This window comes from Mycobacterium sp. PO1 (assembly GCF_017312405.1).
Taxonomy (GTDB): Bacteria; Actinomycetota; Actinomycetes; order Mycobacteriales; family Mycobacteriaceae; genus Mycobacterium.
In genome coordinates this window covers 53709-71210 of sequence record NZ_BLTG01000027.1, presented here as the reverse complement: position 1 = coordinate 71210, position 17502 = coordinate 53709, and the positions used below count along the sequence as shown (strand labels likewise).

14 protein-coding genes and 1 tRNA gene are annotated in these 17502 nt (G+C 67.6%); 5 read left to right on the top strand and 10 right to left on the bottom strand.

Annotated features, from left to right (window positions below; all coding sequences use genetic code 11):
- Positions 1-6: 6 nt before the first annotated feature.
- From kasB to aceE, 6 genes are all read right to left on the bottom strand, one after another.
- Positions 7-1260 carry a 3-oxoacyl-ACP synthase KasB gene (gene kasB, locus J3476_RS12220; RefSeq protein WP_207066734.1) on the bottom strand — a complete coding sequence of 418 codons (1254 nt, stop codon included), beginning with the start codon at positions 1258-1260 and terminating at the stop codon, positions 7-9.
- Positions 1261-1306: 46 nt separating this feature from the next.
- Positions 1307-2557, bottom strand: a complete 1251-nt coding sequence (gene kasA / locus J3476_RS12215; protein WP_207066733.1) for a 3-oxoacyl-ACP synthase KasA — start codon at positions 2555-2557, stop codon at positions 1307-1309.
- On the bottom strand, positions 2554-2856 hold the full coding sequence (acpM, locus tag J3476_RS12210) for a meromycolate extension acyl carrier protein AcpM (protein WP_152517701.1): 303 nt from the start codon (positions 2854-2856) through the stop codon (positions 2554-2556). The genes kasA and acpM overlap by 4 nt, the downstream gene beginning before the upstream one ends.
- Positions 2857-2926: 70 nt before the next feature.
- Entirely contained in the window at positions 2927-3856 is a 930-nt protein-coding gene (locus J3476_RS12205; protein ID WP_207066776.1) for an ACP S-malonyltransferase, read from the bottom strand.
- A 140-nt stretch (positions 3857-3996) separates the two neighbouring features.
- Entirely contained in the window at positions 3997-5286 is a 1290-nt protein-coding gene (locus tag J3476_RS12200) for a helix-turn-helix domain-containing protein (RefSeq protein ID WP_207066732.1), read from the bottom strand.
- Positions 5287-5485: 199 nt separating this feature from the next.
- On the bottom strand, positions 5486-8275 hold the full coding sequence (aceE, locus tag J3476_RS12195) for a pyruvate dehydrogenase (acetyl-transferring), homodimeric type (RefSeq protein ID WP_207066731.1): 2790 nt from the start codon (positions 8273-8275) through the stop codon (positions 5486-5488).
- A gap of 195 nt (positions 8276-8470) precedes the next feature.
- Between aceE and J3476_RS12190 the strand changes: the two genes are divergently transcribed.
- From J3476_RS12190 to J3476_RS12175, 4 genes are all read left to right on the top strand, one after another.
- On the top strand, positions 8471-9049 hold the full coding sequence (locus J3476_RS12190; RefSeq protein ID WP_207066730.1) for a hypothetical protein: 579 nt from the start codon (positions 8471-8473) through the stop codon (positions 9047-9049).
- A gap of 102 nt (positions 9050-9151) precedes the next feature.
- Positions 9152-9577, top strand: a complete 426-nt coding sequence (locus J3476_RS12185; RefSeq protein ID WP_152517697.1) for a DUF3052 domain-containing protein — start codon at positions 9152-9154, stop codon at positions 9575-9577.
- Positions 9577-10038 (top strand): peroxiredoxin, encoded by a 462-nt coding sequence (locus J3476_RS12180; protein WP_207066729.1) that lies wholly within the window; start codon positions 9577-9579, stop codon positions 10036-10038. Before J3476_RS12185 ends, J3476_RS12180 begins: the two co-directional genes overlap by 1 nt.
- Before the next feature lie 306 nt (positions 10039-10344).
- A tRNA-Val gene (locus tag J3476_RS12175) sits at positions 10345-10419 on the top strand.
- 7 nt (positions 10420-10426) lie between these two features.
- Here J3476_RS12175 and J3476_RS12170 read toward each other — a convergent pair.
- Positions 10427-11314, bottom strand: coding sequence for a universal stress protein (locus J3476_RS12170; RefSeq protein WP_207066728.1), 888 nt, complete (start codon positions 11312-11314; stop codon positions 10427-10429).
- Positions 11315-11551: 237 nt separating this feature from the next.
- On the opposite strand from J3476_RS12170, the gene J3476_RS12165 reads away from it, so the two are divergent.
- Complete coding sequence (locus J3476_RS12165; protein WP_207066727.1) at positions 11552-13087, top strand: APC family permease; 1536 nt, start codon at positions 11552-11554, stop codon at positions 13085-13087.
- 117 nt (positions 13088-13204) lie between these two features.
- Here J3476_RS12165 and J3476_RS12160 read toward each other — a convergent pair whose 3' ends face one another.
- The 3 genes from J3476_RS12160 to J3476_RS12150 all read right to left on the bottom strand — a co-directional run bounded on the left by J3476_RS12160 (position 13205) and on the right by J3476_RS12150 (position 17415).
- Positions 13205-15160, bottom strand: coding sequence for a primary-amine oxidase (locus tag J3476_RS12160; protein ID WP_207066726.1), 1956 nt, complete (start codon positions 15158-15160; stop codon positions 13205-13207).
- A 137-nt stretch (positions 15161-15297) separates the two neighbouring features.
- Positions 15298-17007 carry an amidohydrolase gene (locus J3476_RS12155; RefSeq protein WP_207066725.1) on the bottom strand — a complete coding sequence of 570 codons (1710 nt, stop codon included), beginning with the start codon at positions 17005-17007 and terminating at the stop codon, positions 15298-15300.
- A 12-nt stretch (positions 17008-17019) separates the two neighbouring features.
- Complete coding sequence (locus J3476_RS12150; RefSeq protein WP_207066724.1) at positions 17020-17415, bottom strand: VOC family protein; 396 nt, start codon at positions 17413-17415, stop codon at positions 17020-17022.
- Positions 17416-17502: the final 87 nt, after the last annotated feature.

The window sequence follows — 17502 nt, the reverse complement described above, 5'->3', positions numbered from 1 at the left end:
GCCGTATCAGTACTTACCGAAGGCGAGTGCGACGTTGTGCCCGCCGAATCCGAATGAGTTGTTGACCGCGTATTCGTAGTTGCCCGGCCGCGGCCCGCCTGCCACCACGTCCAGATCGATCTCCGGGTCGAGGTTCTTCAGGTTCAAAGTGGGAGGCACGACCCCGTCGCGCAGGGCCTGCACGGTCAGGATGGACTCGACCGCGCCCACCGCGCCGACCGAGTGGCCCAACGCGGACTTGGGGGCGTACACCGCCGGGCGGTGGCCCTTCATGGCGTTGTTGATCGCATGCCCCTCGGCGACGTCGCCGACACTGGTGCCGGTGGCGTGGGCATTGATGTGGCCGATGTCGGTGGGCTGCAACCCCGCCAACTGCACCGCGCGGCTCATCGCGTAGCCGGCCCGTTCACCGTTGGGGTCGGGGGCGACCATGTGGAAACCGTCGGAGGTGACACTGGCACCCATCAGTCGGGCGATGATCCGGGCGCCACGGGCCTTGGCGTGCTCTTCGGTCTCGATGACCATCAACGCGCCGGCCTCACCGAAGACGAACCCGTCGCGATCCCGGTCGAACGGCCGGCAGGCGCCGGCGGGGTCGTCGTTGTTGGTCGACATCACGATGCGCATCTGGGCGAAGCCGGCGATCGGCACCGCCTCGATGCGCTGCTCGACGCCACCGCAGATCGCGATGTCGGCCTCGCCGAGCACGATGTTGCGCCAGGCCTGGGCTATGCCCTCGGCGCCGGACGCGCAGGCCGAGACCGGTGTCACGACACCGGCTTTGGCCCCACGCTCCAGTCCCACAACCGCTGAGGGGCCGTTGGGCATGTACATCTGCACGGCCAGTGGAGACACGGCCTTCATGCCGCGCTCACGCATGCCGTCATAGGCGAACACCAGCGCCTCGGCGCCGCCGAGACCCGTCCCGATCGACACCAGCAAGCGCTCGGTGTCGACCTCGGGGTTGCCGGCGTTCTCCCAGACCCGTCGGCCCAGTATGGTCGACATCTTCTGCGGATAGGACATCCGCCGGTTCTCGACCTTGGTCAGCTCGGAGTCGAAGTCCTCGAGCAGATGCCCACCGATCTTGACCGGCAGCTCGAACTGCTCGACGAACGGATCCTCCAGACGTCGGATCCCGCTCTTGCCTTCCAGCAGTGCGCTCCACGTCTCCTCAGCGGAGGTGGCCACACTGGTGGTCATTGCGATGCCGGTGACGACGACATCCGGCAAACCGTTGCCTGTTGTCGGCGAAGCCATACTGAGCCGCGCGTCCTTTCTTGCCTATTCCCAGGCGAGTCCCGTCTTAGTAGCGACCGAACGCCAGAGCGACATTGTGTCCACCGAACCCGAACGAGTTGTTGATGGCGTACGAGAAGTCGCCGTACCGAGGCTCACCCGCGACGACATCGAGATCGATGTCGGGGTCGGGCGTCTCGTAATTCAGCGTGGGCGGGATGACCCCGTCACGCAGCGCCAGGATGGTCAGCGTCGACTCCAGCGCACCCACCGCGCCGATCGAGTGGCCCAGCGCCGACTTCGGCGCGTAGACCGCGGCGTGCTCGACGCCGGCGACCCGGATCGCGTTGGCCTCGGCAACGTCGCCGATCGAGGTGGCCGTGGCGTGGGCGTTGACGTGGTCGATGTCCTTGGCGGACAAGCCCGCCGTCTCCATCGCCCGCTTCATCGCCTGACCGGCCCGCATACCGTCACTGGCAGGCGCCACCATGTGGAAGGCATCGGAGGTGATGCCCGCACCCATCAGCCGGGCCAGCGGCTTGGCGCCGCGGGCCTTGGCGTGCTCCTCGGTCTCGATGATCATCAGCGCGCCGGCCTCACCGAAGACGAACCCGTCCCGGTTCTTGTCGAACGGCCGCGACGCACCCGCCGGGTCCTCGTTGTTGGTCGACATCGCGCGCATCATCGAGAACGCCGCGATGGGCAGCGCCTCGATGCCGCCTTCGACTCCACCGCAGACCGCGAAGTCGGCGTCGCCCATGACGATCTGACGCCACGCGTGGGCGATCGCCTCCGACCCGGACGAGCACGCCGACACCGGGGTGATGACCCCGGCGCGGGCGCCCAACTCCAGGCCGGCGACGGCCGCGGCACCGTTCGGCATGATCATCTGCACGGCCAGAGGCGACACCTTGCGGGGACCGCCCTCGTTCATCGCGTCATAGGTTTCGACGATCTTCTCGCCGCCACCCAGACCCGTGCCGATGACCACCGAGAACCGGTCGGGGTCGACCTCGGGCTTGCCCGCGGACTCCCACAGCCGGCCGGCCAGCAGCTTCGACATCCGCTGCACGTAGGACATGCGACGCATGTCCAGCCGGGTCATGTGGTCATCGACGTTGTCGACCAGGTGGCCGCCGATTCGCACCGGCAGGTCCCACTTCTCGACGAAGTCGTCGGTGAGAATGCGGATGCCGCTCTCGCCGGCCAGCAGACCCTTCCACGTGCTCTCGATGTCTGCGGCTAGGGCGGTGGTGGCCTCGACAGCGGTCACCACGACGCTCGGGAAACCGCCGTTAGCAGTGGAAGGTCTGGTCACGCGCGATCCGATTCGATCTGCGCCCGGATGGCCGCGGCGGCTTCGGGGTTCTCTTCCTCGAGCTTCTGGATGTAGGCGACCACGTCACCGACGGTGCGCAGACCGGCCAGGTCCTCGTCGGGGATCTTCACGCCGTACTTGTCCTCGGTCTGCACCGCGATCTCCACCATCGACAGGGAGTCGATGTCCAGATCGTCGACGAACGACTTCTCCGGGGTCACCTCGGAAGGCTCGATACCGGTGACCTCTTCGATGATCTCGGCGAGACCGGAGATGATTTCGTCCTGGCTGGCGGCCACAGTGGCTCCTTCTTGTTGGGTGTTGATACCTGTGTTGTTGCAGAATTTCTGACGTGCAGCTATGTACTTGTCAGCTGGCCGGATTGCGGAGGGCTTCCGCGAGTCCGTCCAGGTCAGCGGGGGATTTGATGGCGTGGTTCGCCACCCCCCGAAGTTCACGTTTGGCGATCCCGGACAGGGCGCCGGCCGGCGGGAACTCCACGACGGCAGACACGCCGCGCTCACGCAGCGTCTCGGTGCACAGGTCCCAGCGCACCGGGCGGGTCAGCTGGGCGACCAGCTTCGCCATCGCGTCCGCGGCCGACGACACTGGCCGTCCGTCGGCGTTGGACAGCAGCGTCACGCCGGGTTCGACCGGGTTGATCCGGTCGGCCACCGTTGTGTACCCGGGCAGCGCCGACGCCATGTACTGGGTGTGGAACGCGCCGGCGGTGGCCAGCTTGCGCACGCGGGCGCGTGCCGGGGGATCCTCGGCCAGCTTCTCCAGTGCTGCCAGTGCGCCCGCCGCCACGATCTGTCCGGCGGCGTTGCGGTTGGCCGGCACCAGGTCCAGGGCGTCGAGCCGGGCGAGCACCTCGGCTTCGTCGCCGCCGAGCAGCGCCGACATTCCGGTGGGCTCCAGCGCGCAGGCCTTGGCCATCTCGGCGCCGCGGGTGGCGGCCAGCGAGACGGCTTCATCGGCGGAGATGACTCCGGCAATGGCGTAGGCGGCGATCTCACCGACCGAATGTCCGGCGGCGATGATGGCCTCGTCACCGGTCAGCACGTCGCGCCGCGTCATCTCTTCGTGGGCCAGCAGGGTGGCGGCCACGACGAGCGGCTGGGTCACCGCGGTGTCGGTGATCTCCTCGGCGGTGGCAGTGGTGCCGAGGCGAGCGAGGTCCAGACCGCTGATCTCCGACCAGGCGGCCACACGCGACGCGGCGCCGGGCAGTTCGAGCCACTCGGCGAGCATGCCGGGGGTCTGCGAACCCTGTCCGGGCGCGAGGAGAGCAAGCACTGTCTGGGGCACGTCTTTAAGAGAACATTGTGAAGACGGTTTTGCGCCGTGTAAGAGATTATGAACCTTGTCTTAGGTTTTTGTAGATCTTGTACAAAAGCGCATGTGATGCGACGCCATCGACACTCGGCCGCAATCTGCTAAAGCTGCGTGCGGCCCTCAATTGTGACCGAGGCAACACTGCCGGTGAGCCCGGAGCCGGTGGCAGGGGGTCCGGCGGGGTGGGCCTGGCGAGCCAACCGGGCCACCGTGGAGGCCACCCGCAACACATAGGCGTCACGCGGCACCGTCGGATCGCGACCGGTGAAATCGGCGATCCGCTTGAGGCGGTACCGCACCGTGTTGGGATGAACCACCAACCGGCGCGCGCAGGCCTCGATGGCGCCGCCGGAGTCCAGATAGGCGTCCAGGGTGTCCGTCAGCGCGGGTCCGGCATCGGAGAGCGGACGCATCACCTCGGCCTCCAGCGCCGCGGCCGCGGTGACATCGCCGAGCAGCGCCCGCTCGGGCAGCAGCTCACGCGCGGCGACCGGTCGCGGCGCCCCCGTCCAGCCCGCCACCGCATTCATCCCCGCGATCGCCTCGGTGGCGCTGCGGTGCGCAGCGCCCAGCGTCGGCGCGGTCGGGCCGATCACCACCGGCTCGTCGGCGAACACCGTCATCAGGTCGGCGAGGAACCGATCGGTCGGCGACAACCCGCCCGAGACGATGGCGACCAGCCACGTGCCGTGCACATCGGACAGCGCCGCCCGGCCATTGCGGTTCGCCACGGCGTGGACGTCGTCGCCGGCCACGTCGGCGCGGCCGGGCCGGGGCAGCCCCACGATCACCGTCGCCGGCGCGGTCGCGTCCCAGTTCAGCGCCGCAGCCTGGGACTGCAGCTCCGGCCCCACATCTCCGCGCACCACGGCGTCGACCAGGTTGGCCTCCATCCGGCTGTCCCAAGCGCCACGTGCCTCAGCCTGATCGGCATAGGCAGTGGCGGCCGCGAATGCCAAGTCACGGCTGTAGCGCAGGATGCCCGCCGTCAGCGCCGTGAGCTGCTCCTCGGAGCGGGCCAGCAGCGGCACCACCTCCTCGAAGAACTCCATGGTGGTGCGCACCATCTCCACCGACTGGCGCAGCGCGATCCGTCGGCGCAGATCCTGCGGAACCACTTCGAACGCCTGGGCGGTGTAGCTGACGTCGCTCTGCGGGTCGCGCATCCACTCCACGAAGTTCATCACCGCGGTCTGCACCACCAACTGCACGCTCGCGCGCTGCGAGGCCTCCAGCTCGGCGAAGAACGGCAATCGCTCCTCGAGGGCGTGGACGGCCTCGGTGGCTAGCCGGCCGGAGTACTGCTTGAGCCGGCGCAGCGCGGAGTCGGGCACCGTCTCGAGCACCTCGAGCGTGGATCTCGGCGGAACGTACCGATTGTTGTCGGTCATTCCTAAAAGCTACGCCCCTGTTCTGGCGGTAACCTCCAAGTCGCGGCCGGAGGTTGTGGCTACGCGACCCGCGGCCGGATGTCGTCGCTACGCGACCCGCGGCCGGATGTCGTCGCTACGCGACCCGCGGCCGGATGTCGTCGCTACGCGACCCGCGGCCGGATGTCGTCGCTACGCGACTCGCGGTCGGATGTCGTCGCTACGCGACTCCGGGGTCCGACGTCTGTTCCGGCGCCGCCATCACATCATCGATCTCGTACCGCTCGGCAGCCTTGACCGCCACGTCGATGTCGAGGTTCCCGTCCCGGGCCAGCCCCTCCAGCACGGCCACCGCGATCGACTCCGCGTCGGTGTTGAAGACCCGTCGCGCTGCCGGGCGGGTGTCGGAGAAACCGAACCCGTCGGTACCCAGCGTCACGTAGGTCCCCGGTACCCACGGCCGGATCTGCTCCGGCACCGCGCGCATCCAGTCCGACACCGCAACCACCGGACCGGTGGCATCGGCGAGGGCCTTGGTCACGTAGGGGGTGCCCGCGGGACGCTCGGGGTGTCGCAGCCTTTCCTTCTCGATCGCCACGCCGTCGCGGTTGAGCTCGCCCCAGCTGGTCACCGACCACACGTCCGCGGCCACGTCCCAGTCCTCGGCCAGCAGCTCGGCGGCCCGCAGCGCGTCGGGCATCGACACCCCCGACACCAGGATCTGGGCGGTGTGGCTCTTCTGCTCCGGCGCCGGCCGGTACAGGTAGATGCCGCGCAACAGCCCCTCGACGTCGAGTCCCTCCGGCTCGGCCGGCTGGGCATAGGGCTCGTTGTAGATCGTCATGTAGAAGTAGACGTTCTCGGGGTTCTCCCCGTACATCCGGTGCAGACCGCTCTCGATGATGTGCGCGATCTCGTAGGCGAACGCCGGGTCGTAGGCGACCACCGCCGGGTTGGTCGACGCCAGCAGCAGCGAATGCCCGTCGGCGTGCTGCAGGCCCTCACCGACCAGCGTGGTGCGACCGGCCGTCGCGCCGAGAACGAAGCCGCGCGCCATCTGGTCCGCCGCCGCCCACAGTCCGTCGCCGGTGCGCTGGAACCCGAACATCGAATAAAAGATGTAGATCGGGATCATCGGCTCGTTCTGGGTGGCATACGAGGTGCCCACCGCGGTGAACGACGCCGTCGAACCGGCCTCGTTGATGCCCTCGTGCAAGATCTGGCCCACTTCGCTCTCCTTGTAGGCGAGCATGAGCTCCGCATCGACGGCCGTGTACAGCTGACCGTTGCGGTTGTAGATCTTGAGGCTCGGGAACCACGAGTCCATGCCGAAGGTGCGCGCCTCGTCCGGGATGATCGGCACGATTCGCTTGCCGATCTCCTTGTCGCGCAACAACTCTTTGAACGTGCGGACCGTGGCCATCGTGGTGGCCACCTCCTGCTTGCCCGACCCCTTCTTCAGGGCCTTGTAAGTGTCGGGTCCCGGCAGCGTCAGCGACTTGGTCTTGGTGCGGCGCTCGGGCACGAAACCGCCGAGCGCGCGGCGCCGGTCGAGCAGATAGCGGATCTCCGGCGCTTCCGGCCCCGGGTGGTAGTAGGGCGGCAGATACGGGTTGTCCTCGAGTTGCTCGTCGCTGACCGGGATGCGCTGGCTGTCGCGGAACTGCTTGAGATCCTCCAACGCCAGCTTCTTCATCTGGTGGGTGGCGTTGCGGCCCTCGAAGTGCGAGCCCAGCTGATAGCCCTTGATGGTCTTGGCCAGGATGACGGTGGGCTGCCCCTTGTGTTCCATCGCCGCGTGGTAGGCCGCATAGACCTTGCGGTAGTCGTGCCCGCCCCGTTTGAGGTTCCAGATGTCCTGGTCGCTCATGTCCTGGACCAGCGCCTTGGTGCGCGGGTCCCGGCCGAAGAAGTGGTCGCGCACGTACGCGCCGTCGTTGGCCTTATAGGTCTGGTAGTCACCGTCGGGGGTGGTGTTCATCAGGTTGACCAGCGCGCCGTCCTTGTCGGCGTGCAGCAACGCGTCCCACTCGCGGCCCCACACCACCTTGATGACGTTCCAGCCCGCGCCCCGGAAGAACGACTCCAGCTCCTGGATGATCTTGCCGTTGCCGCGCACCGGCCCGTCCAGGCGCTGCAGGTTGCAGTTGATCACGAACGTCAGGTTGTCCAGACCCTCGTTGGCCGCCACCTGGATCAGCCCGCGGCTCTCCGGCTCGTCCATCTCGCCGTCACCGAGGAAGGCCCACACATGCTGGTCGGTGGTGTCCTTGATGCCGCGATCATGCAGGTAGTGGTTAAACCGTGCCTGGTAGATCGCGTTCATGGGGCCCAGCCCCATCGACACCGTCGGGAACTCCCAGAAGTCCGGCATCAAACGCGGATGCGGGTAGGACGGCAGCCCGCCGCCGGCGTGGCTGTGCTCCTGGCGGAACCCGTCGAGCTGGTCTTCGGTCAGGCGCCCTTCCAGGAATGCGCGGGCGTAGATGCCCGGCGACGCGTGGCCCTGGATGAACACCTGGTCGCCGCCACCCTGATGGGCCTTGCCGCGGAAGAAGTGGTTGAAGCCCACCTCGTAGAGGGCCGCCGAGGACGCGTAGGTCGAAATATGGCCGCCGACACCCACTCCGGGCCGCTGCGCGCGGTGCACCATGATCGCGGCGTTCCACCGGATCCACGCGCGGTAGCGACGCTCCACGTCCTCGTCGCCGGGGAACCAGGGCTCCAGCTCGGTGGGGATGGTGTTGACGTAGTCGGTGGACGTCAACGCCGGAATGGCGACGCGCTGTTCACCCGCGCGTTCCAGCAGCCGCAACATCAGATAGCGCGCGCGGGCCGGACCGGACCGTTCGAGCAGGCCGTCGAAGGATTCCAGCCATTCGCCGGTCTCCTCGGGGTCGATGTCGGGCAGATACGACGCAACACCTTCGCGAATGACCCGAACGCGGTCGGGTTCTGCTGTGCTACTGGAGTTTTGAGCCAGGTCCTGGCGCACGAACTCGGTGGTCAACTTCCGCTCCTTGTTAGGCGGGGTACTTACGCATCGATCGGCGACGGGGTTTCCTCGCCTCTGCGGTGCGCGCGGACTCTATCCTTCTCCAATCCTGCCCCATCCGCACCGCCGGGTGTGGCCAGTGCGGCGAACAGACATATCGGCCGGGATCGCCGAGTCAACGGCAAGGCGAGACGGTAACGTCTGCAGACTGTGCTGATCGGTTGGCTGCGCACCCCTCGTGCGCGGCTCGCCGCGCAGGTGACCGGCGCGCTCGCGGCGCTGGCGATGATCATCGTGGGGTGCACCAGCGTCACCGATGGCGAAGCGAGCGTCTCTGCCGGCGACGCGCCCGCGTACCGGGCGTCGGTGTCGGCATCCCTGGAGGAATCCGCCGCCAGCTCCAGCGCCCGCGAGTCAGAACGCCAGTCGTCGGTGACCGCCGAGGCGGTCAAGTCGGTCTGCGAGTCGATGAGCTCCAGCAGCGCCGAGGCGATCGGCGCCGTGAACGTCTACGTCGACGCGTTCAACACCAATGCCGGTGACGTCGGCCCGACCGCCGCTTCGGCGATCGACGCGCTGAACGCCAGCGCCGACCTCGTGGTCAGCAGCATCTCCGGACCGTTGACCCCTGAGCTGCGCGACGCGCTGACCAGGTGGGTCGATGCCGCCCGGGCCGTGGCGACGGCGATCGCGGGCAATTACGGAGCGGAAGAGTTCAACGCCGCGATCGCCGAATTGAACGCTTCCAAGACCAGCGCGCTGGACCTCTGTGACGCCGCATATCGATGAAGTGTTCGGCCAGCGGCTTGCTGTGAGAGCACGGCGTGCGACGATAAGTAGAGAACATGGCGAACAACACACCGTGTCGAGTCGGCTGAAGGAGGATTGACCGTGGTGTCGGCGGGTGACCCCCCGAACTACGCCCGCAGTCTGGGCATCCAAAAAGATCAGGTTGTGCAGGAGTTGGGGTGGGACGAAGACACCGACGACGACATCCGAGCCGACATCGAGGAGGCGTCCGGCAGCGAACTGCTGGATGAGGACGCCGACGAAGTCATCGACGTGGTGCTGCTGTGGTGGCGCGACGGTGACGGCGACCTCGTCGACGCGCTGATGGACGCCATCACCCCGCTTGCCGACGACGGCGTCATCTGGGTGGCCACCCCCAAGACCGGCAAGCCCGGTCATGTGCTGCCCGCCGAGATCGCCGAGTCGGCCCCGACCGCGGGCCTGATGCAGACTTCGTCGGCGAACCTGGGGGACTGGATCGCGACCCGTCTGGTCCAGCCGAAGTCCAAGGCCGCCGGCCGGCACTAGTGCTCGCCGTCGGTGAGCAGGCCCCGGACTTCACGCTCAAGGACCAGAACAACCAGCCGGTGACGCTGTCGGGGTTCCGCGGCGAGCGCGCGGTGCTGCTGGTGTTCTTTCCGCTCGCGTTCACCGGCATCTGCCAGCGCGAACTCGACGACATCCAGGACCGGATCGGCGAGTTCGTCAACGACGACCTGGCCACACTGGCCGTGTCCGTCGGGCCGCCGCCCACCCACAAGGTGTGGACCACTCAGCGCGGTTTCACCTTTCCCGTGCTCGCCGACTTCTGGCCCCATGGCGCGGTCAGCCAGGCCTACGGGGTGTTCAACGCCGATGCCGGTTATCCCAACCGCGGCACCATCGCCGTCGACCGGTCGGGGATCGTGCGCTTCGCCGACTGCAGACAGCCCGGCGACGGCCGGGACGCGGCGGTGTGGGCGGCTGCGTTGGGTGCGCTTCAGGCCTGATCCGGCGCCGGGCGTGGCGGGCCGCTCGCTCGCCCTGGCGGGCCACGGCGCTCGCCCGTCGGGCGTACCGCGCCGCGGTGCTCGCCGTGACGGGCCGCGGTACGGTGCTTGACCCCGGCGCGGTGTACCGCGCCGCGGTGCTCGAGCCTGGCGGTGTGTACCGCGCCGCAGTGCTCGACCCGACGAGCGTGAACTCCTTGCGAAAGAACCGCCGACTTTTCGCACTCAGTTCACGCTCGACGCCCGATCAGGGACGGGTCGGGATTTCCCGTCGGGCACCTGCGCGTTGTAACCTGCCCTGCGATCGGGCGCGTAGCTCAGTGGTAGAGCTCTGGTTTTACACACCAGCGGTCGGCGGTTCGATACCGTCCGCGCCCACCAGGCCGCCTCAGTCGCCGTCGATGCTCGCGTCGTCGCGGGGAACCACCACGATCGGAATCTGGAGCACGCGCAGCATCTTCGCCGCGGTCGAGCCGAGGAAGATCCGCCGGCGTTGGGCCAGCCGACTGGACCCGACCATGATCAGGTCACCGTCATGCCATTCGAGCTTGTCGACGGCTGCCTCCACCGTCGGTCCGTCGACGACAGTCGATGTCACCGGAAACGACGCCGGAAGTACCGATTTCGCGGCCTCCAAGGTCGCGGTGGCATGGTCCAGCGCCTCCGCACGAATCGACTCGGCAGTGTCGTCGGTGCGACGGATCGCGTGCTGATCCAGCGCGACGAGCGACACCAGTCGCAGTGGGGTACCCGCGGCCTGGCTGATCCGCACGGCGGTGTCGAGCAGGAGCCGGGCACCTGCCCGGGTACCGATCGCGCACGTCACCGACCGGACTCGCTCGACGTCGGAATGGCGGGTGCCCCGGGGCGCGACGGCCACAGGCACCGGCGACGAGTGCAGGAGGTCGTTGACCACCGAACCCAGGGAGTAACCGCCGGCCAAGCCTCCACCGGCTCCACCCACCACAATGGCGTCGGCCTCCAGCCGCACCGCCTCGGCGGCCAACCGCTCGGCGACGGCGTCATCGAACATGAGGTGCGTGGTGGTGCGAACACCGTCCGGTACCAGGGCCAGCGCCTCGGCCAACCACTGTTTCGCCTGCTCGGCGAGCACATCCTGGTAGCCCGCGCTGAACGCGAGGTCGGGTTGCGCTCTGGTGGGTGGCAGCACCATGCAGATGTCCACCTCGGCGCCCAGGGTGCGGGCCAGCCGGACTGCCAGCGCGACGGCGTCGGCGCCCCCGGAGGTGGCGAGATAACCCACTAACAGCTTCATCTGGACCCGATCCTGTCGTCATGATCGATACCCTGATTGTGTCCGAGCCGGGCGCGGTGTACCGGCGTTTCCGGCAGGCACATCCGCTCCGCGCGAGGTTTCGGCTCGGCCTGGCCTTCAGACCGGCGTGCCGCCGGCGAGGTCGGCGAGAGTCGAGTAGTCGAAAGTCGATGCCCTCGCGGTCGCACCGCCGTTACGATCAGCGGGCACATCACCTCCTGAACAGGCGAGGTCCTCATGCAGATCGAGGCTCACGACCCTCATCACCGTCCTGAAGCAGACCTCCAGGACAAAGGGCTCTCTCACAACGCGGTCGGACTGTTCGGCGGTACTGTCCTGGGCATCTCCTCGGTTGCTCCGGCCTATGCCCTGACCGCCACGATCGGCATCCTGGTCGCCGAGGCAGGCACGAAGATGCCGGTGGTGATCATCGCCGGCTTCCTGCCGATGTTCTTCGCCGCGTACGCCTACCGCGAACTCAACAAGGTGGCGCCCGACTGCGGGACATCGTTCACCTGGACCACCAAGGCCTTCGGCCCCTACATCGGCTGGCTCGGCGGCTGGGCGGCCGTGCTGGCCACCGTCATCGTGTTGTCCAACCTGGCCGGGGTCGCGGTCCAGTTCTTCTATCAGTTCATCGGCGACCTGGCAGGCAGCGAGAGCATCGCCGCGCTGTGGGAGAACAAGCCGATCAACGTGCTCACGTGCCTGGTGTTCCTGGCCATCGCCACCACGGTGGCCTACCGCGGAATCACCACCACCGAGCGGGTCCAGTTCATCCTCGTCGGATTCCAGATGGTGGTGCTGCTGGCATTCGGCATCGCCGCGCTGGCGAAATCCGGATCCTCGGACACCGGGATGTCGTTCAGCTTCGACTGGTTCAGTCCCGCGGGCCTGACGATGTCGGCGTTCATCGCGGGTCTGTCCGGGTCGATCTTCGCGTTCTGGGGCTGGGACACCGCACTCACCGTCAACGAGGAGTCCAAGGATTCCGACAAGACCCCGGGTCGCGCCGCGCTGCTCTGCGTGGTGTCGATTCTGTTGACCTACCTGCTGGTCGCGGTGGCGACACAGATGTACGCCGGAGTCGGCACCGACGGCGTGGGTCTGGGCAACGAGGAGATCGCCGACAACGTCTTCGGCGCGCTCGCCGAGCCCGTGCTCGGTGGGCCGCTGCACCTGTTCCTGTTCCTGGCCGTGGTCGCGTCCAGCGCGGCCAGCCTGATCACCACCTTCCTGCCGACGTCCCGGACCATGCTGGCGATGGGGACCTACAAGGCGTTCCCGTCCCGGTTCGCCACCATCCACCCCCGGTTCCTGACGCCGTCCTTCGCGACGATCGCAGCGGGCGTCGGTGCAGCGGTGTTCTATTCGACCCTGACGTTCCTGTCCGAGAGCGTGCTCACCGACACCATCTACTCGCTCGGCATCATGATCTGCTTCTACTACGGGCTGACCGCGTTCGCCTGCATCTGGTACTTCCGGCACGAACTGTTCGCCGACGTGGGCAGTTTCGTGTTCAAGCTGCTCTTCCCGCTGCTCGGCGGGCTCGGTCTGCTCGGCGTATTCCTCGTCACGTTGCGCGACAGCGCTTCTCCCGATTACGGCAGCGGCGCCAGCATCGGCGGCGTCGGCCTGGTGTTGATATTGGGGCTCGGGCTGATCCTGTCCGGCGTCGTGTTCATGCTGGTCCTGCGTGCACGCCAACCGGCGTTCTTCCGCGGTGAAACGCTACGCGTGGACACACCAGTTCGCGTCAAGGACACCCACTAGTTTCCCCATCTGCCTGCCGGTACCCATGCGCCGCCTCGTCGGTGGCGAGTTCTCGACGGCATCTCTGTCGGCGCATGCGCGTCGCCTGCTCGGCCGAGAGATCTCCACGGCGTCCCGTCAGTGCATGTGGGCCGCCCGATCGGGGCCGAGGTGTTCGGCTGTGCCGGTGTGGCAGGTCGCGCCCTCGGCCTTCGGCGTGGGCGCCACATCGATCGACGGGTTCTGGTCGAAGAACCCGGAAGGCTTGAGCCAGAACGACACCGTGTCGACGGGCATGATCGGCCATTCCTCGACCCTGGTGATGTGGTGGATGCCGAAGACGTACCAGAGGACGACGTCGGCGTTCTCGAGCGGTGCGTCGTCCTTGATCCACTCAGTCATGCCGGTGTCGACGGTGGACTGGGTCGGATACCTACCGCACGGCCAGCGCTCGTCGTCGTCGTGTCGCGTGACCCACAGCGTATGGCCGATCACCGGCGCCCGAAGATACTGCGGCGTGGTGGGATCCATCAACGCCGGGAACGCCGCACCCGGAACCAGCTTGTAACCCACCTGGGTGCCGTGCCGGTTCACCTTGTCCGGGTTGACCACCTTCCAGCCGCGCTGGGTGTTCCAGTCGAAATCGCGGGCGCTGACGGCCTCTGACGTGATCGGGGTGGACCTGGTGACCAGAGCCAGGCCGTGGGGGTTGTCCTGCGACACCGGCGGTGCGACCGAGTCGACCTCGACGACCGTGTTCGCCGACCCGTCGACGTCGAGATCCAGTCGCGCCACCAGGAAGTGCTGGTGGAACGGCGCGTAGGTGCGGTTGTCGACGACGGTGCCATACGGTGGCGCCGGCTCGCCCTCCGCGTACGGGGTCGTGACCATGATCCCGGTCGCACGCACCTCGCACTCGATGTTGCCGTCCTGGTAGAACCGCCAGTAGACGAGGTACTCGTAGTTCGCCACGGTCACGTGGCAGGAGACCACCATCCGTCGCTGACGGCGCACCTCGGCACCGGTCACCAGATCGACATGCTTCCAGAGCACCGCGTTGTCTTCTTCGTGCAGACAGATGGCGTTCTTGATCTCGTACGGTGCACCGGCGGTGTCGTGCAGCACCGCGTCGACGTAGCGGATTTCACCGAGGCAGTCGCAGCCCAGTTCCAGCGAGGTGGTCATGAAACCGAGCCCCCACTCGCCGATGTCGAAAGCGGTTCGGCGGTAATGATCGAACGTGGGGTCGCGGTAGGGGACCACCATCTCGGCCAGCGACATCCGGTAGGCGATGTCACGCCGCACCCCGTGATCGTCATAGGCGACCTGATAGATCACCGGACCCTCGCGATAGTTGAAACCCAGACGCATAGACCAGTTCTGCCAACGCAATTCGGTGCCGTCGACGGTGAACGACGTGCCTTCGGGCTGGGTGATGTGCAGCGGCTTGAGATCGGTGCGTTGTTGACCCGTCCACGGTCCCGGCACGTATTCGCCGTTCACCGCCGGCATTCCGACGTCGAACTCATCCTCGATCTCGAGGAGTTCGAGGGTGTTCATGTCGACGACGAGCTTCAAGCCGGAAACAGGGTGGGCGTAGGGGTTCCCGTCGGGCGACTCACGGACCCAGAGGTCGCACCAGCCCAGTCGGCGGTCGCGGTACCTCTCGGGCATCAGCGCTCTGCCGTAGGTCCAGACGTCGACGACGACCCGGCTCATGTCGGTGATACCGCGTTCACCCAGCTTCGCCACCACGTCCGGGTGAGCGCGCATGGCTTCGTCGACCTCGTGGAACTCGTCGACGGTGAAGTTCGGCGTGACGTCGGGAATGTGCTGGACCGATAGGACGGTGCCGCCGGTGAGATCGACGGTGGCTTCGTAGGTCTTGTTGTCTGAGCGGTTCCACACCACTGCCAGCGCATGCCGTGGAACCGGGTCTCCGGTTCGCCACGCCAGCACGTCGTTCTTCGGTGGTTCCACCAGCTCGATCGACGCGAACCGGAAGGTGTCGCTGACATGCCCGTCCCGGCGGAGTATCTCGGCGGTGCGGCTGAACTCGTCCGCACTCAGAGGTTCCAAAGGGTGAGACGCCATGGGCCGACCGTCCTCTCAGAGGTGCCAACTCCACTCCGGCCGATGAGGGCACGACCAGCTGGTGGCTACGCGACGATACCTCCACGGGGCGGTCGCGGTGGCCGAAAAGAGTCCGGTGCCGGCGGGAGGGGACCCGGCTAGCAGCAGCCGGTGGCCTTGCGCTCAGCCAGATGCGCGTGGGCCGAGTTGTCGCCCGCCGCCACGGCGCCGAGGAACTCGTCGAGGTCGATTCGCCGCCCACCGACCCACGTGCCCGACACCTGCACGGAGTCGATGAGTTCGTCGGGCTGCACCGCCCACGGATCGGCGCTGAGCTCCACGAAGTCGGCGAGCTTGCCCGGCGCGATCGACCCGACCAGATGATCCCGGCGCAGTGTGCGCGCGGCGTCGATGGTCTGGGCCCGCCAGGCCGCCTCCAATGAGATCGCCTGCTCTGCACAGTGCATCCCACCGTTGCGGGTCCGCCGCGTCACGGTGGTGGCGATGTTGGTCACCGGGGTGGGCGGGGACACCGACCCGTCGTTGTGCAGCGACACGCAGGCCCCTGAGTCGACCGCGTCGGCGAACGCCTGCCAGCGGGCGCCGTGCGACGGGTCGAACATGGCGCCGTCGAGCAGATCACCCCAGTAGTAGTACTGGAACGGCGCCAGCGAGACGTGCACGCCGAGCCGGGCGGCCCGGTCGAAATGCGCCCGGGTACCCGCCCCGCAGTGCTCGAGGCGCCAGCGGTGATCGCTGCCGAGTAGGCCGTGGCGGTTCAGGGCGTCCTCGTAGGCGTCCAGCGCGAGATCCAGCGCCAGGTCACCGTTGGCGTGGAACGCCATCTGCCAGCCTTTCGGGGCGGCGTGGTCGAGGATCTCGTCGAGTTGGGCGCGGGAGTAGTTCATCGAGTGCGCTCCGCCCGCGGTGGCGGGATCGATGCCGGCGGTGCGGGTCGTCTCGGTGTCCAGGTAGGGAAACGAGATCGCGATGTTGCCCACCCACGGTGAGCCGTCGGTCCACAGCTTCACCCCGGCCTTGGTGAGCCACGGTTCGCCGGCGGTGAATGTGGCGGGCTCGGTGTAGGTGTCGGTGATCGACATCTCCCACATGCTGACCCGCAGCGGGCAGGACGGCGCCGCGGCCAGCGCCTCGTAACCGGCGGCGAACTTGGGGTCGTAGGTCATGTCCGAGGCGGAGGTGTAGCCACCGCGAGACATCAGCGCGTAGTAATGCGCCGCCGACGCCAACGGGTCACCGAGCTGCGCCATCAGCGGCCCCACCACCGCGGTGACGACCGGAAGTTCGAAACCCTGGCCGTTGAGCGAGCCGTCGGCGTTGCGTCCGTAGTGCGCAGCGACCGGGTCGGCAGGCGGGTCGGTGTCCCAGCCGTGCAGCCTGATCATCGCCGAGTTGAAGTACACCCCGTGCCCGGAGTTGTCGGTCACCACCGTGACCCGGTCTCCGAAGATCGCGTCCAGCTCGTCGGCCTTCGGCGACGGGTGGCCGTGCAATAGCGCGTCGTAACCCGTGAACCACAACGGGGTGTCGGGGTCGGTGTCGGCCAGCGCCTCGCTGAACACCTTCTGCACATCCGCCCACCTGGGCGCATCCCACGGTGCGATCGACCGGGCGGGAGCCTGGGTGGCGACGCCGCTGATCAGCGGATGGCCGTGCGGCTCCACGAATCCCGGGGCCAGTGCCGCAGCGCCGGTGTCGACGACGTCGGCCTCGGGCAGTGCGGCGCGGCAGTGGTCGAGGCTGCCGACGGCGACGATGCGGTCACCGGAGACGGCGACGGCCTGGGCCCGCGGCGCGTCCTCCTCCATCGTGATGACGGTGCCGGCGAGCAGGACAAGATCAGCCATGTGGTCAGTCTGTCACCCGGGGGGCGCGAAGAACTCCAAAGCGATGCCATCGGGGTCACGAAAACTGACCCCGGAGCCATAGTGCGCGTCGACGATCCCGCCGTGGGATACCCCGAGCGCATCGAGTCGTCCGGCCCAGGTCTGCAGTTCCGCGCGTGAGGCGCAGCCGAAGGCGACATGGTCGAGCCCGGCCCGGAATTCAGAGAACGTTTCATCCGGGGCGGCCGTGGTGTGTTGGTGGATGCCGAACAGGGTGCCGTCGCCGAGCTGCCACACCACGTGGTGGAAGCCGGCGTCGGTGTCCTCGTCGAGCACCGGGTCGCTGTCGAACAGCGCCCGGTACCAGGGGGTGCTGACGGTCAGGTCGCGCACGGTGACCGCGACGTGTGCCAGTGCGGGGAAGCTCATCGCACCACTCTGCCCGATCAGGAGCCGACGCAAGGTTCGTTCAGGCGGAAACTGCCGCACCGGCCGGCGCCGGCTACCCAGATGGAC

Coding starts and splice junctions, on each gene's coding strand:
- kasB (WP_207066734.1), bottom strand. CDS start 1,260: ATGGCTTCGCCGACAACAGGCAACGGTTTGCCGGATGTCGTCGTCACC.
- J3476_RS12155 (WP_207066725.1), bottom strand. CDS start 17,007: ATGGCTGATCTTGTCCTGCTCGCCGGCACCGTCATCACGATGGAGGAG.
- J3476_RS12200 (WP_207066732.1), bottom strand. CDS start 5,286: ATGACCGACAACAATCGGTACGTTCCGCCGAGATCCACGCTCGAGGTG.
- J3476_RS12165 (WP_207066727.1), top strand. CDS start 11,552: ATGCAGATCGAGGCTCACGACCCTCATCACCGTCCTGAAGCAGACCTC.
- J3476_RS12160 (WP_207066726.1), bottom strand. CDS start 15,160: ATGGCGTCTCACCCTTTGGAACCTCTGAGTGCGGACGAGTTCAGCCGC.
- J3476_RS12150 (WP_207066724.1), bottom strand. CDS start 17,415: ATGAGCTTCCCCGCACTGGCACACGTCGCGGTCACCGTGCGCGACCTG.
- J3476_RS12170 (WP_207066728.1), bottom strand. CDS start 11,314: ATGAAGCTGTTAGTGGGTTATCTCGCCACCTCCGGGGGCGCCGACGCC.